This window comes from Devosia faecipullorum, from assembly GCF_015158295.1.
Lineage (GTDB): Bacteria > Pseudomonadota > Alphaproteobacteria > Rhizobiales > Devosiaceae > Devosia > Devosia faecipullorum.
Window position 1 is genome coordinate 665,306 of the sequence record NZ_JACDXV010000001.1, and the last position, 13,759, is coordinate 679,064.

At 60.8% G+C, this 13,759-nt stretch carries 15 protein-coding genes; 12 read left to right on the forward strand and 3 right to left on the reverse strand.

All coding sequences use genetic code 11. From position 1 onward, the window contains the following. Nucleotides 1-106: 106 nt before the first annotated feature. The 4 genes from H0482_RS03315 to H0482_RS03330 all read left to right on the forward strand — a co-directional run bounded on the left by H0482_RS03315 (nucleotide 107) and on the right by H0482_RS03330 (nucleotide 2,163). Complete coding sequence (locus H0482_RS03315) at nucleotides 107-541, forward strand: curlin (RefSeq protein ID WP_193728577.1); 435 nt, start codon at nucleotides 107-109, stop codon at nucleotides 539-541. Between the two features lie 60 nt (nucleotides 542-601). Continuing rightward, nucleotides 602-976 carry a curli-like amyloid fiber formation chaperone CsgH gene (gene csgH / locus H0482_RS03320; protein ID WP_193728578.1) on the forward strand — a complete coding sequence of 125 codons (375 nt, stop codon included), beginning with the start codon at nucleotides 602-604 and terminating at the stop codon, nucleotides 974-976. 198 nt (nucleotides 977-1,174) lie between these two features. Next, nucleotides 1,175-1,588, forward strand: a complete 414-nt coding sequence (locus H0482_RS03325; RefSeq protein ID WP_193728579.1) for a curlin — start codon at nucleotides 1,175-1,177, stop codon at nucleotides 1,586-1,588. 152 nt (nucleotides 1,589-1,740) lie between these two features. Next, nucleotides 1,741-2,163 carry a YciI family protein gene (locus tag H0482_RS03330; protein WP_193728580.1) on the forward strand — a complete coding sequence of 141 codons (423 nt, stop codon included), beginning with the start codon at nucleotides 1,741-1,743 and terminating at the stop codon, nucleotides 2,161-2,163. Between the two features lie 53 nt (nucleotides 2,164-2,216). Here the strand turns inward: H0482_RS03330 and dksA are convergent, their stop codons facing one another. Next, nucleotides 2,217-2,633: an RNA polymerase-binding protein DksA gene (dksA, locus tag H0482_RS03335; protein ID WP_193729081.1), complete on the reverse strand. Its 417-nt coding sequence runs from the start codon at nucleotides 2,631-2,633 to the stop codon at nucleotides 2,217-2,219. A gap of 135 nt (nucleotides 2,634-2,768) precedes the next feature. Continuing rightward, a complete protein-coding gene (locus H0482_RS03340) occupies nucleotides 2,769-3,188 on the reverse strand; it encodes a flagellar assembly protein FliX (RefSeq protein WP_193728581.1) in 420 nt (139 codons plus the stop codon). Nucleotides 3,189-3,433: 245 nt separating this feature from the next. Here H0482_RS03340 and H0482_RS03345 point away from each other — a divergent pair, with 245 nt between their 5' ends. The 8 genes from H0482_RS03345 (at nucleotide 3,434) to flaF (ending at nucleotide 11,676) form a co-directional block, all read left to right on the forward strand. After that, the gene (locus tag H0482_RS03345) at nucleotides 3,434-4,558 is read left to right on the forward strand and encodes a flagellar basal body P-ring protein FlgI (RefSeq protein WP_230989425.1); all 1,125 of its coding nucleotides are present in this window, start codon (nucleotides 3,434-3,436) and stop codon (nucleotides 4,556-4,558) included. Continuing rightward, the gene (locus H0482_RS03350) at nucleotides 4,558-4,881 is read left to right on the forward strand and encodes a rod-binding protein (protein WP_193728583.1); all 324 of its coding nucleotides are present in this window, start codon (nucleotides 4,558-4,560) and stop codon (nucleotides 4,879-4,881) included. The genes H0482_RS03345 and H0482_RS03350 overlap by 1 nt, the downstream gene beginning before the upstream one ends. Continuing rightward, nucleotides 4,878-5,345 (forward strand): flagellar protein FlgN, encoded by a 468-nt coding sequence (locus H0482_RS03355; RefSeq protein WP_193728584.1) that lies wholly within the window; start codon nucleotides 4,878-4,880, stop codon nucleotides 5,343-5,345. Before H0482_RS03350 ends, H0482_RS03355 begins: the two co-directional genes overlap by 4 nt. Before the next feature lie 110 nt (nucleotides 5,346-5,455). Then, nucleotides 5,456-5,797, forward strand: coding sequence for a hypothetical protein (locus tag H0482_RS03360; RefSeq protein WP_193728585.1), 342 nt, complete (start codon nucleotides 5,456-5,458; stop codon nucleotides 5,795-5,797). Nucleotides 5,798-5,999: 202 nt separating this feature from the next. Then, nucleotides 6,000-8,324 (forward strand): flagellin N-terminal helical domain-containing protein, encoded by a 2,325-nt coding sequence (locus tag H0482_RS03365; RefSeq protein WP_193728586.1) that lies wholly within the window; start codon nucleotides 6,000-6,002, stop codon nucleotides 8,322-8,324. Nucleotides 8,325-8,562: 238 nt separating this feature from the next. After that, nucleotides 8,563-10,821 (forward strand): flagellin N-terminal helical domain-containing protein, encoded by a 2,259-nt coding sequence (locus H0482_RS03370; RefSeq protein ID WP_193728587.1) that lies wholly within the window; start codon nucleotides 8,563-8,565, stop codon nucleotides 10,819-10,821. Between the two features lie 113 nt (nucleotides 10,822-10,934). Continuing rightward, nucleotides 10,935-11,360: a flagellar biosynthesis repressor FlbT gene (gene flbT / locus H0482_RS03375; RefSeq protein ID WP_193728588.1), complete on the forward strand. Its 426-nt coding sequence runs from the start codon at nucleotides 10,935-10,937 to the stop codon at nucleotides 11,358-11,360. Continuing rightward, nucleotides 11,311-11,676 (forward strand): flagellar biosynthesis regulator FlaF, encoded by a 366-nt coding sequence (gene flaF, locus H0482_RS03380; RefSeq protein WP_193728589.1) that lies wholly within the window; start codon nucleotides 11,311-11,313, stop codon nucleotides 11,674-11,676. Before flbT ends, flaF begins: the two co-directional genes overlap by 50 nt. Before the next feature lie 130 nt (nucleotides 11,677-11,806). On the opposite strand, the gene H0482_RS03385 is transcribed toward flaF, so the two are convergent. Next, a complete protein-coding gene (locus H0482_RS03385; RefSeq protein ID WP_193728590.1) occupies nucleotides 11,807-13,759 on the reverse strand; it encodes a hypothetical protein in 1,953 nt (650 codons plus the stop codon).

The following is a 13,759-nucleotide window of genomic DNA, read 5'->3' on the forward strand; positions in this document are numbered from 1 at the left end:
ACCGATTATGAATCCCGCCTTCAGGGGCGGTTCCAAATCACCCCCATAAAACAGTCTCCATCAACGACGCGGTCGGAGGGACCGCCACCCAACAAGGAGACGACAAATGATCCGCAAGCTCATCATCACCGCCCTGACCGTCAGCGTCATCGCCGCTTCTGCTACCCCTTCCATGGCCAATGACATCTACATCGACCAGTTCGGCTTCGGCAACGCCGTCGGCGGTGGCCAGGCGGGCTGGAACAACAAGTTCGGCGCCAAGCAGACCGGGTGGTGGAATACGGCCATCAGCCAGCAGAATGGCGGCAATAACACTTCCGCCATCGGCCAGCAGGGCAATAACAATTACGGCGATGTCTGGCAGAATGGCTGGAACAATGCCGGTGGCGTCGGCCAGTTCGGCGACAACCACAACGCCATCCTGACCCAGGACGGCAACGGCAATATCGCTGCCGGTGTGCAGGTGGGAAATGGCTGCAACGCCAATGTCGTCCAGCATGGTTCGGGCAATGTCAGCGCCTTCGTCCAGGCCTGCCCCTGACCCCTCCTGACCGGGCCGGCGTCATGCCGGCCCCCACACAATCCCCAAGAGGAGGAAAACATGCTCCGTTCACCCATCCGGCTGGGCCTCGTCGCCCTGCTCGCGCTCGGCGGCGCAGCCGTCGCAGCCAATGCCAATGGCAATGCCGGTTCGAGCGACATCACTTGCGGCATCACTACCGCGACCGATCGCGGCATGATGGCCATCGAAGGCGTCCTGCAGAGCCCCGACGCGCTGCATGGCGAATATCGCTTCGCACTCAGGAGTTCGGGCGCCGGCGGCTCCACCAATATCAACCAGGGTGGCCAGTTCTCGGCTTCCCCCGGCATGCTGGTGTCGCTGGGCAAGGTCATGGTCAATGCCGGTTCGGTTATTGAAGCGGATTTCACCATCACCACCGGCGGCAAGAAATTCGATTGTTCAAGCCAGATCTGAACCGTCCTCAACTCACCTCTATGGGCCCCGCTCGCGCGGGGCCTTTTTGTTTTCCATTGCCCCGACGAGGCAGCGCCAAAATGGTGAACGCCGTCTGAACAAAGCGCTCCGGATGAGTTCAGGTCAACGATTCTAGTCTCCGATCATGCGCTGGAGACACCAGCAACAGGGAACGCACCAATCTTAAGGGAGAGACAAATGACCATCCGCTTCACCAAGACTTTCGCCGCCGCCCTCACCGCCGCCATGCTTGGCCTTTCCGCCGCCCCCGCCATGGCGGGCGGTCAGATCGCGATCGGCTTTTCGCCCAGCGATCCGGATCAGGCACAGGCACTCGGCATGGGGCTGCAAATGTTCTCGCTGTTCCAGGGCATGTCCGCCACCGGCGCCAATGCCTACCAGAACGGCAATGGCAACGGGGCCGGTTTCAACCAGAACGGCTCGGGCAATCACGGCGTCATCTTCCAGGAAGGCAATGGCCATAACGGCACGATCAGCCAGAACGGCAACAACAATTCCTGCGGCCTCTTCCAGTTCGGCCAGGCCACCAATGCGCAATGCGTCCAGAACGGCAATGGCCAGTCCGGCATCACCACGGTGTTCGGCTTCTAGGCATCGCCACATACCATGTCGAAAAGGCGAGGCTTGAGGGGGCCTCGCCTTTTGCATTTCACAAATCGCGCGCAAAATGTCGAAGCTCAGGGCGCCGGCTCGTCGGCTGGGCAGAAAGGCAATTCCGCCTTCGTCGCATCAGGGGAACAACCATGCGCGTCGTCGTCTTCGTAAAAGCCACCACAGACAGTGAGCAGGGCACCATGCCGTCAACCGAACTGCTCGAAGCCATGACAAGGTATAACGAGCAACTGATCGAGGCAGGCATCATGCTCGGCGGCGATGGCCTGCAACCGTCCGCATCCGGCAAGCGGATCGCCTTCAGTGGCTCCAACCGCTCAGTGATCGATGGCCCATTTGCTGAAACCAAGGAATTGGTCGCAGGCTATTGGATCTGGCAGGTCAAAGACATGGACGAGGCGGTCGAATGGGTGAAACGCTGCCCCAATCCAATGCTCGGAGACAGTGAGATCGAAATCCGCCCCGTGATCGAAATGGAGGCGTTTGACGAGATCATGACGCCGGAAATCCAGGAAATTTATGATCGCAACTTAGCCAATTCCAGCAAGCGGTGAACACAAAAGCCCGCATCGCTGCGGGCTTTTTCAATCCTGTCCAACCTTGCGGCTTATTCGTCGCGATAAACCTTTTCGCGACGCTCGTGCAGCTCCTGGGCCTCCAGGCTCAGCGTGGCGGTCGGCCTGGCGTCGAGCCGGGCAATACCGATGGGCTCGCCGGTTTCTTCACAATATCCGTAAGTATGTTCCTCGATGCGCTTGAGCGCCGCATCGATCTTGGCGATCAGCTTCCGCTGCCGGTCGCGTGTGCGCAACTCAAGGGATCGATCGCTTTCTGAACTGGCACGGTCAGCCATGTCTGGATGATTCTGGCTTTCTTCCTGCAGGTTTTCCAGGGTCAGCCGGCTTTCGCGCAGAATTTCGTCCTTCCAGCTTAAAAGCTTGCTCCGGAAGTATTCCCGCTGCCGCGGGTTCATGAACGGCTCGTCCTCGCTGGGCCGATAGTCCGTAACGTCAACTGAAGACATGTGCAGACTCAACTTTTAAACGCCATTTGCGGCCTATATAGGCGGGTCGCCCTGCCCGGGCAAGCATACAAGTTACGACTTGTTAACGCATGAATTTCCACGCGGGCGGGACCGGGGTAAATCGATGGCAATCGATCAGAAGCGGGGATAGCGCCCGAGCTTGGCCAGTTCCACCAGCACGCGCAATTCGATGTCGTCGATAATAGCGTCGAGACCCGGATCGACCCGCTCGCGCATATCGTTGAGCTGGGTCACCAGCGTGTCGAGCTGATCGCCCCCCATTCGCCCCACCAACAAATCCGCCTTCAACCCTTCCAGGAGGTCGAGCAGGTCGGAGCCGCGCCGGACCGCCCTGCGGCGGCCCTCTCGGAAATCGCCCACGGCCTGAAGGGCAAGAATGGCATCGAGCCCGGTCGTCGATGCAACGGGCGTCGTGCTGGCAATACGCGATGCGCCGTGTTCCCCCGCCGGCACAAAGGCGGGCGCGCTGCCCGCCCGGCCCGCAGCGGACCGGCCGGAAACGCCATTGGAACGATTGGTGGCATCAATACGCAAAGCGCGGGACTCACTCGCCGAAAGCTACCCCGGCAAAATCTGCCCACGGGAGTTAACAAAGCGTTAACGCGCTCGGCAGGAATTGCTCACCAATCACCAGCCGGCTCCACACAACCCGACCCAGACAAGAAAAAGCCTTTCAATTTCAAAAGCATAAATCTGAAAAATCGAACTGGCACAGTTCTGGCATTAATCGATGCGAAGGTCGCGCCATGGAGATGGCACGGCTTCAGCCGGGGAAGAAAATGCCAAATCGCCTGTTCCGCACCATTATCGCCGCCACGCTGAGCGCTGTCCTGATCCTGCAACCGTTGACGACCGCACAGGCCGCGCCCGCCCGCATCAAGGACATCGTCGACATGGAGGGCATCCGCGAGAACCAACTCGTGGGATACGGCCTCGTGGTCGGCCTCAACGGCACCGGCGACAGCCTCAACAATTCGCCCTTCACGCGGCAATCGCTGCAATCCATGCTGGAGCGCCTCGGGGTGAATACGCAGGGCGAGAACGTCCGCACCAAGAATGTCGCGGCGGTTATGGTCACGGCCAACCTCCCGCCCTTCGCCACTCAGGGCTCGCGCATGGATGTGTCCGTGTCGGCCCTTGGCGATGCCGGCAGCCTTCAGGGCGGCACCCTGCTGGTCACACCCCTGCTCGGCGCTGACGGTGAGGTCTATGCCATCGCTCAGGGCCCGGTGCTGATCAACGGCTTCAAGGCCCAGGGCGATGCCGCCACGGTGATTTCCGGCGTCCCCACCACCGGCCGCATTTCTTTGGGCGCGCTGATCGAGCGCGAGATCGACTTTCACCTCGGCTCCAAGCATTCGCTGCGGCTGGCCCTGCGCAATCCCGACCTCACCACCGCGCGGCGCATCGCGCTGGCCGTCAATGACTTCATCGGCGCGCCTACCGCCGTGCCAGAAGATCCAGCGACGGTGCGGCTGACCCTGCCGCGCGGCTTTAACGGCAATATTGTCGATCTGCTGACCGACATCGAACAATTGATCGTGCAGACCGACCAGCCCGCCAAGATTGTCATTGACGAAAATTCCGGCATCATCGTCATGGGCAAGGATGTGCGCGTCTCCGCCGTGGCCGTGGCCCAGTCCAACCTCACCGTGACCATCGCCGAGAACCCGCAAGTGGTGCAGCCCAACCCGCTGAGCTTCGGCCAGACGGCGGTGGAGCCCAATACCGACCTCAACGTCAACCAATCCGATACCGCACTCCAGATGGTGCCTGAATCGGTGACGCTGCAGCAATTGGTGGATGGCCTCAATGCGCTGGGCATCTCTCCCCGCGACCTGATCGCCATCTTGCAGGCGATCAAGGTCACCGGCGCCCTGCAAGCCGAAATCGAGGTGCTGTGATGGTCGAGATCAACACGACCGGCTCCGTCTCTCCCCAGCAGATGCAGCGCCTGCGGGCGCAGGCCGAGGAAATGGAGGGCGTCTTCCTCAACATGCTGACCAAGCAGATGTTTTCCGGCCTCAAGTCCGACGAGAATTTCGGCGGCGGGTTTGGTGAGGAAACCTGGCGCTCGATGCAGGCCGAAGAGCTTGCCAACACCATGGCCAGGAATGGCGGGGTCGGTATCGCCGACCAATTGCTGGGCGAGATGATCGCCGCGCAGGAGGCCGCCAATGCCTCCAGAACAATGATCTTCCCAAGTGCCGGAGTATATGGAAAATGACCGCAGCCGCCCGCCTCGCCGCCCTCGACACCATGCCGGCCGAAGAGTTGTGCCGCCTTGCCGAGACCGGATTGTCGGCCCTGGTCGATGTGATGAACCAGGAAACCACCCTGCTGCGCGCCGGCCACATGCGCGAAGCGGGCAAGCTGACGCCCGAAAAGACCGGACTGGCGCAGGATTACGTGACCCTCGCCCGCGCCGTGCAGCGCCAGAACCAGCGCCTTTCCGTCGAGGCCCCCGCCGCGCTCGACCGGCTGCGGGCCGGCCACGAAAGCCTCGCCACCCAGATGGCCGAGAACCTGCGCGTTCTGGCCACGGCCAAGACCGTCACCGAGGACATTCTCACCGATGTGGCGCGCATGGTGGGGCAACAGGATCGCGCCCGCACCTATGGAACGGCCGGACGCGTTGCTGTCGACCCCGCTTCCGCCGCGCGCGGACTGACGGTGAACCGGGCGCTGTAGCACGCGCCCGAAATCGTCACATCTTGAATAAAACACGCCCGGAATTGCTCACGTCCGGCTAGGAATTGGTCTCTAGTCTTTCCCCGATTTGGTGCATTCGGGGGAAGACAATGGTTACGGCCCTTGCCATCGAGCCCGTCTCCTCGGGCACAACCCATCTTCAGGACTACCGTCATCGCCCGGCAATGGGCGAGCGAACGCTTTTGCCGAACGGCACGGCGCAGACGCAGCCCGGCGCTCAGCCGCGCAATGAACAGCGACAGCACGACCGCCGTCAGGAAGCAAGCCCCTCGCCTCCGCCCTCGCGCTCCGGATCCTCCATGTTTGCGGCCGCCGTCATCGCCGGCGCGCTTCCGCCCACGCCCCAATCCATGGACGAATTGATCCGGCGCATAGGCAGTAGCGAAATCCCTCCCGAATCCGAGGCCCGGCTCAAGGACATCCTCGCCTAGTTAACGATTGGTGCCACCCTCGCCAGACCCCTGTAAGCCCCGCCCTGCGGGGCTTTTCGTTTTGGTGGCAGGCCGGTTCATCGCGGAATTTGCCTAAGTCTTAATCCCGAATTTAACGCTTCCTTATCGTCTGAAGCGCAAGGATCGCCACTAGCCTCAGGAGAGGTGTCGTACAGAAGTATCCTAGAAAGGGACTCTATAAATGAGTGATGTCTCGCTCTCGAAAGCCGTTCGCTCGAACCTGCTTTCCCTCCAGAACACCGCGACCATGATGGCCAAGACGCAGGAGCGTCTCGCCACCGGTAACAAGGTGAATTCTGCCCTCGACAACCCCACCAACTTCTTCACCGCGTCGGCCCTCAACAGCCGCGCCGGCGACCTGAATTCGTTGCTCGACAACATGGCCAACGGCGTCAAGACGCTCGAAGCCGCCGACAACGGCCTCTCCGCCATCACCAAGACGCTGGAATCGATGAACTCGACCCTGCGCCAGGCCCGTCAGGACAAGTCCTTCCAGGTCGCTTCCTTCGACGTGACTGCAGACTCCGTGCTCAACATCGGTGGCGGCACCCTTGATGCAGAAGGCATCTCGGTTTCGCTGGCTGCTGCTGACCCCGGCGTGAAGGCTTCGGTCTCTACCGGCAGCAACTTTACCGGCCCGGTACCTGCTGCTGCAAACGAACTCGGCGCCGGCGCTGGCGCACGCACCACCGTGACGCTAGACGCCGCCAACGCCCTCGCTGGTGCTGCGATCAGCGTTGATGATCACGAACTCACCCTGGATGGAGCCTCGAATACCGCCGCTCTCGCTGCCGCCGATATTCAGACTAAGCTGAATGCGCTTGCGGGCGACGGTGCCTACACTGTTGGTTTCACCGCCGACAATGAAATCATCATCGAAAATAGCGCGACCACCGGCGCGACTTCCACTGCTCCGGTCGTTGACCTTGGAGCCACTGCCGCCGTTACCGGCTCGCAGACCTTCACCTACGATGCATCCCGCTTCCAGGGCAGCTTCAGCGTTGGTGGCACTGCATACGCAGTCGATGGCGCCAATGTGAACGACTTCGTGGCCTCCCTGCAGGAGCAGGTTGGTGCCGCCTATGTCGTTAGCAATGAAGGCAACGACGTCACCATCACCAATGCTACTGTTGGTGGGGTTGCACCTACACTGTCTCTGCCAAGCGCAACGCAGGCAACGACCACTTTCAACATCGGCGCTGTCACCGACGATACCCGTGATGGTCAGACCTTCATGGTGGCGGGCCAGGAAGTCACCGTAGCCTGGTCCACTGACGCGACTGGCACCAATGGAGCCATGGAAGCCGCTATCAGCCAGGCACTGGATGATGCTGGCCTGGATCCCACTGACTACACCGTTGCTGTAGACAGCACCACCGGCGCGGTCTCGATCACCGCAGATACCGCCGGCGCCTCTAACGCAGTTACAGCCGGCAATGGCACCGTTACCCTGACCAACAACAACGCGGTCAACGGTCTCGCTGCGATCGCGCCGACCACGACCGTGGGCGCTGCTGGCACGACCCAGGAAGCAACGGCCGCCGCCAAGCAGACGTTCAACGTCACCTATGGCAACAAGACCACCGAAATCACTATCGGTGCGGGTGAACCTGCTGACATTGCGTCCAGCATCAACTCCCAGCTTCAGGCCGCAGGCATCAAGGCAGAAGCAACCATCGGTGACGACGGCGCACTGAGTATCTCGGCAACCTCTGCCGAGGCCAAGACGCTGGCAATTTCTGGTGGCAACAGCGCAGCGATCTTCGGTGACAACGACACCGTTGCCGTCGGTACAGCTGCAACGGCTCCGATCAATGCCACGAAGGCTGTCGACAAGTTCGTTGAACTGATCAACCGCGATCATGGCGTTTCGATCCGCGCCTCCAACGACAACGGACGCCTCCGCATCGAGAACCTCTCGACTACCGAGATGAACGTTTCAGCAGACAAGGTGGGCGACGGCACCTTCACGGACACCAAGATCGGCGGCAACTCCGTCCGCGAAGGTCTGGCTGGCCAGTTCAACGAACTCAAGGATCAGCTCAACAAGCTGGCCGACGACGCTTCGTTCAACGGCATCAACCTGCTCCGTGGCGACCAGCTGACGATCACCTTCAACGAAACCGGCAACTCCTTCATGCAGATCAAGGCCGGCGACCAGCGTGGTATCAACTCGCAGTCGCTGAACCTGAACGATCTGGTCGGTTCCGATTTCGACAGCGACGCCAACATCGACAAGCTGCTGGGCGACATCAAGCTGGCCCTCAACAGCGTCCGGTCGCAGGCTTCGGCCTTCGGCTCGAACCTGTCGATCGTGCAGAACCGTCAGGACTTCACCAAGAACATGATCAACACGCTTGAGACTGGCGCTGCCAACCTCACGCTTGCTGACATGAATGAGGAAGCCGCCAACCTGCTGGCTCTCCAGACCCGCCAGTCCCTGTCGTCCTCGGCGCTGTCGATGGCTTCGCAGGCGGACCAGAGCGTACTGCAGCTGCTGCGTTAATCGCTGGCGATTCATCTCGAATCGAAAAGGCGGGCTTCGGCCCGCCTTTTTTCATTTCCGGGACCGCCCTCCCCTCAATTTTGGTGCCCAGCAGAAGAAAATTCAGCATTAACACCCAGGTAACAGACCTTTCCGGGCCGTTAGCGAGCACGGTTAATGGCTCGTTAACATTTACCTTCGTAAACATTTCCTTGATCAGTGGCGGTTCTCGAGAGTCGCCTGGATAAGGAAAAGGTCCATGTCCGACATTACGCTTTCAAAGGCCGTTCGCGCCAACCTGCTGTCGCTTCAGAATACCGCTGACCTGATGTCCAAGACCCAGGAAAGGCTGGCGACGGGCAAGAAGGTTAACAGCGCCCTGGACAACCCGACCAATTTCTTCACTGCATCGGCCTTGAATTCACGCGCTGGCGACCTAAACGCGCTGATGGACAACATGGCCAATGGCATGAAGACCATCGAAGCGGCGGACAATGGCCTGACAGCCATCACCAAGAATCTTGAATCGATGCAGTCCACATTGCGGCAGGCCCGCCAGGACAAATCCTTCCAGGTCACCACTTTCGACGTTACGGCCGATTCCATCATCAACATTGCCGGCGGCACCCTGCCCGATCCTGTGACCGTTGAACTGGCCGCCCCCTATGAGGGTGTCCGCGCCACGCTTACCAGCCAGGCTGCCTATGCCGGCCCCGACACGACCGGCACGACGCTGGGCGGCGCTCAAGCCGTTGTTGCCTACAACGCTACAATGGACAACAGCACCTCGATCACGGTCAACGGCGTCGGCATCAATCTGGCGGGCACAACCGGCATCAATGATGTTGCCAACAAGATCGGCGCTGATCTCGGACCCAATTATTCTGTCTCGGTCGATGGCACGGACATCGTTATCGAAAACGTCGACAGCACCCTCGCGCCGCCACAGGTTGATCTTGGCGGCGCTGCTGCAACGCCCTCGGTCGCGACATTCGCCTACGATCCCGCTCGCATGGGCGGCTCTATCGACATTGGCGGCACGACCTACACGGTCCCCGGCGGCCCGATCGAAGACTTCGTCGCTTCCCTTGGAACTCAGCTCGGCTCCGCCTATCAGGTTACCAGCCAGGGCAATGAAGTCACCATTCTGGCGACCAATCCCGGTGCAACCCCGATCAATGTGTCGGGACTGCCGGCAGCCACTTCTGCAACCACCACTTTTGACATCGACGACGTCGATGCCCTGATTACCGCTGGCTCGATCAATGTCGGCGGCGTCAATGTCAACCTTTCGGCACTGACTGCAGGAACCGATGATGAGGATGACGTCGCAGCGGCCATGCAGACACAGATCCAGACCGCGCTTGGTGCTGGCTGGACGGTCAATAATGCGGCCGGAACGATCACCATTTCTCATACCGCGGGCGCACAGACAGCACTGGATGTCGCCCCGGCAAGCGGCGTCGATGCGGCCAGCGTTTCTCGGACCAATGGCGTCGCCGCCATCACCGTCAATGGCGCCACCGGCAATGCCGGTGCCGTCGTCAGCACCAACAACGCGCCAGCGGATACATTCCGCCTGACCTACGGCACAGGCCATGTCGACCTCAAGATCACCGCAGGCGATGAGGCACAGATGTCCGCCCGGCTGAACAATCAGCTTGAGATCGCCGGGATCAAGGTGAAGGCCAGCTTCGTTGGCGGTGCGTTGACCTTTACCTCGGATGAGCCGGAAGCCAAGACTCTGGCTCTGTCGCAGGGCAGCTCAACCGCCATTTTCGGTCAGGAAACCGTGGCAATCGGCGAGGATGATGTGCCTCCGCTCAATGCCACCAAGGCCGTCGACAAGTTTGTGGAGCTGATCAACAGCTCCTATGCGACCTCCGTCCGCGCCTCCAACGACAATGGCCGCCTGCGCATAGAAAACCTGTCGACCAGCGAAATGAATGTCGTGTCGGACAAAACCGGCAATGGCGCGACGACCACGCATAAGATTGGCGGCAACGCGGTCCGTTCCAGCCTGGCCAATGAGTTCAACGATCTCAAGAACCAGCTCGATCGCCTCTCCGATGACGCCTCGTTCAACGGTATCAACCTGCTGCGCGGCGATAATCTACGCATCACGTTCAACGAGAGCGGTAATTCATTCATCGAGATCCAGACCACGACGGGCGATGGGCTCAATGCCGCAACGCTGAAACTGCGGGATCTTGACGCCAAGGATCTCGACGCGGATTCCAGCATCGATGCCCTGTTGGCCGAGGTAAAGCTCGCCCTGAACGGGGTACGCACGCAGGCATCCAAGTTCGGCTCGAACCTGTCCATCGTGCAGAACCGCCAGGACTTCACCAAGCGGATGATCAATACGCTGGAAACCGGCGCCGCCAACCTGACGCTGGCGGACATGAACGAGGAAGCGGCGAACCTGCTGGCGCTCCAGACCCGCCAGTCGCTCAGCTCCTCATCATTGTCCCTGGCCAGCCAGGCCGACCAGAGCGTGCTGCAACTGCTCCAATAGGGCATGGCTTCACGCACCAGTAACCAGAAGGCGGGCCTCTGGTCCGCCTTTGTTGTTCCGGCCGGATTCGCGAACTAGATTGCTTCGTCGTTGCAGGAATTGGAGGCGGTATCATGGCGCTCAAAGTCGAACTTAAGCCGGGGGAAAAGCTCCTGGTTGGCAATTGCATCATCACCAATTCGGACCAGCGTACCCGGCTGTTCATCGATGGTCGCGCTCCCATCCTGCGGGAAAAGGACATCCTGACCGCAGAGACTGCCACCAGCCCCGCCAAGCGCATCTATTTGGCTGTGCAGCTCATGTATATTGAGGACGACATCACCACGATGCGCGACGAGTATTTCGCGCTGGTCGATGATTTTGTCACTGCCGCCCCCTCGACCACCGAGACAGTTAACCAAATAAACAACGAGATATTAACCGGGCAACTATACAAGGCTCTGAAGGCTGCCCAAAAGCTTATCGAGTACGAACAGGAACTGCTTTCTAATGTACCAACAAGGCGCGCAGGTTTACCAACAGACGGCGAAGATCGTTGAATCGCCCCGCGAGAGGGAATCCGCGCTGCTGATGAAAGCAGCCGCCGCCCTGCAAAAGATCAAGGACGAGTGGCCCAACAGCTTTGACGACATGCCCGCCGCGTTGAACTTCAATCGCAAGCTTTGGTCGATCTTCATGATTTCGGTGACCAAGGAAGAAAGCCCCCTGCCCGAGGAAATCCGCCAGAATATCGCCAATCTTGGCCTGTTCGTGATGAACCAGACTCGCGAAATGCTGCTGGAGCCGCAGGTGCAGAAGCTGGACGTTCTGGTCCGCCTCAACCGCCAGATCGCCGCCGGCCTGCGCGGCATGTAAGCGGAAACCGCATTGAAAACGATCAAGGCCCCGCAATGCGGGGCCTTTTCTTTTGCGCGCATATTCCCATCAGCCGCAACCCTCGCGCTTGTCGCGAGGGCGAGGATCGGGGGGCCGGGACGGGCTTCGGCTAGATGAAATTGACCAGGCTCAGCTTGCTGACCATTGAGGTCACCTGATAGCTGGCCGTCAGGCGCGTTTGCAGCGCCATGATTTCCATGGCCACGTCTTCCTTGCTGACGGTCTCGACATCGCTGAGCAGGTTGTCGAGCTGGGTCTTGTAATTGGTGTGGCGCTGGCTTGCGGCCTGCAGCGAGGCGTGGGCGACACCAAGTTCCATGGTCACGATCTCGATGGAGCCGCGCTCGACATTGTGGGCTTCGGACAATTCCAGTTGTTGCCGCCGCGCCATGGCGTCGAAACGCAGCTTGGCGGGCTTGAGTCCCGCCGCATCGGGATCAGTCGAATTGCGCACTTCCGGATAGGTCTCCACGCTCATCGCCGCCATGGTGCGGATTAGGCGCAGATAGCCGCTTTCATTGGCCTGCATGCCGTAATTGACCCGGCCGGAATCCTCGATCGCGGCATTGACGCTCTGGCGCGGATTGCCCTCGGCGTCGGCGGCGGCCTGGGTGACCGAACGGTTGAGCGCGGCTTCGAAATTGGCCGCACTTTCTTCGGCATTGGCTCCCAGGGAAAATTCTCCCGCGACCGCCTTGCCGCTGACGGCGGTGAGGGTCACGTCCCGCTGCTTGCCGCTCGGATCGGTCAGGGTCAGCGTCACCTTGTCGCCCGCCGCAATATTGGCTCCGAACTGCACGGAGAGTTTCGCCGGATCGCCCGCCAGATTTGAGACGATGCCGCCGGGATTTGCCGAAGTCGACGTCCCATTGGTGATGCGGAAACCATGGGCCGGCGACACCGGCGCATTCTCGCTGAGGGAAACGGTGTCGCCCGAATTGGCAATGCCGAGCCGCCCTATGCCCGTGGCGGACACAGCGGGGCTCTCGCCGCCATACCACATGACCGTGTCGGTCTTGGTGGCGAGGCGCAGCGAGGTGGACGTCGCCGGATCGCCGGATACGCGCAGCACCGGCTCGCCCGGACCGTTGAAGAAATTCTGCGCCGCCGCAAAGGTCGATGCCGCAGCAAGCTCGGTATCGGCGCTCGCCGACAACGTATTGTTCAGCGCCGCCTGGAATGCCAGAGCCGTATCGGCCTCGGTGTCGCCGATGACGAATTCATCGACGGCGCCCGTGGCATTGGCAGCGTCGGCGGCGCGCAGCGTGATCTGGGTCTCGGTGCCGTCCGGCAGGGTGAAGCCGAGCGTGATGGTCTGGCCGGGTCGGATCTGGTCGTCGGGCGCCGGACCGAAGGTGAAGCTGACCTGATCGCCCAGGGGCAGCGCGCCGGGCTGCGGCTGTGTGACCTGAACATTGCCGCTGGTGGTCGAAACAGTGGAGAGCTTGAATCCGAACGGATGCACGCCGTCTTCTGCCAGCGTCACCACGTTCGGCGTCAGCGCGTCGATGTCGGTCCGCACCCGGCCCAGTCCGTCGACGCCGGCATCGGCGGCCTTGCGCTCCGTCACCAGTGTCTGATAGCCGGCGCGCCCCCCAACCCCGTTCATCAGGTCGTTCGAGGTCGGCAGCGGCGCCTTGTCGGTCACGCTGCCGCCAAACAGATAGCGCCCGGCAATGTCGGAATTGAGCATGGTGACGATTTCGTCGAACCGCGCCTTCGACAGGTCGGGAATGGTGGCCATATTGATATTGCCGGTGCCGTATTGCCCCTGCATGGCCGAGTTGCGCGCCTCCCCTTCCATCTTGTCGAAGCGGGTCAGCGCATTGTCGAAAAAGGTCAGCCGCAGCGCCACCTGCTCGATATTGGCATTGTATCCACCAATGGTGCTGAGCCGCGAGCGCACTGATAGCGATACCGGCAGGTCGCGCCCCATTTCGGATAGCGTCTGCGCCTTCACCCCGGTTCCCAACTGCATTTGCAAGTTGGCGAACTTGTCCTGCATCTTGGAAATGACGCCAAAACCGGTTTGCAGCGGGAACATCGACTTGTTGACGATCAT

What these genes read in the sequence shown, in the direction of transcription:
- H0482_RS03315 (WP_193728577.1), top strand. Translation starts at nt 107, where the DNA reads ATGATCCGCAAGCTCATCATCACCGCCCTGACCGTCAGCGTCATCGCC.
- csgH (WP_193728578.1), top strand. Translation starts at nt 602, where the DNA reads ATGCTCCGTTCACCCATCCGGCTGGGCCTCGTCGCCCTGCTCGCGCTC.
- H0482_RS03325 (WP_193728579.1), top strand. Translation starts at nt 1,175, where the DNA reads ATGACCATCCGCTTCACCAAGACTTTCGCCGCCGCCCTCACCGCCGCC.
- H0482_RS03330 (WP_193728580.1), top strand. Translation starts at nt 1,741, where the DNA reads ATGCGCGTCGTCGTCTTCGTAAAAGCCACCACAGACAGTGAGCAGGGC.
- dksA (WP_193729081.1), bottom strand. Translation starts at nt 2,633, where the DNA reads ATGTCTTCAGTTGACGTTACGGACTATCGGCCCAGCGAGGACGAGCCG.
- H0482_RS03345 (WP_230989425.1), top strand. Translation starts at nt 3,434, where the DNA reads ATGCCAAATCGCCTGTTCCGCACCATTATCGCCGCCACGCTGAGCGCT.
- H0482_RS03350 (WP_193728583.1), top strand. Translation starts at nt 4,558, where the DNA reads ATGGTCGAGATCAACACGACCGGCTCCGTCTCTCCCCAGCAGATGCAG.
- H0482_RS03355 (WP_193728584.1), top strand. Translation starts at nt 4,878, where the DNA reads ATGACCGCAGCCGCCCGCCTCGCCGCCCTCGACACCATGCCGGCCGAA.
- H0482_RS03360 (WP_193728585.1), top strand. Translation starts at nt 5,456, where the DNA reads ATGGTTACGGCCCTTGCCATCGAGCCCGTCTCCTCGGGCACAACCCAT.
- H0482_RS03365 (WP_193728586.1), top strand. Translation starts at nt 6,000, where the DNA reads ATGAGTGATGTCTCGCTCTCGAAAGCCGTTCGCTCGAACCTGCTTTCC.
- H0482_RS03370 (WP_193728587.1), top strand. Translation starts at nt 8,563, where the DNA reads ATGTCCGACATTACGCTTTCAAAGGCCGTTCGCGCCAACCTGCTGTCG.
- flbT (WP_193728588.1), top strand. Translation starts at nt 10,935, where the DNA reads ATGGCGCTCAAAGTCGAACTTAAGCCGGGGGAAAAGCTCCTGGTTGGC.
- flaF (WP_193728589.1), top strand. Translation starts at nt 11,311, where the DNA reads ATGTACCAACAAGGCGCGCAGGTTTACCAACAGACGGCGAAGATCGTT.
- H0482_RS03385 (WP_193728590.1), bottom strand. Translation starts at nt 13,759, where the DNA reads ATGATCGTCAACAAGTCGATGTTCCCGCTGCAAACCGGTTTTGGCGTC.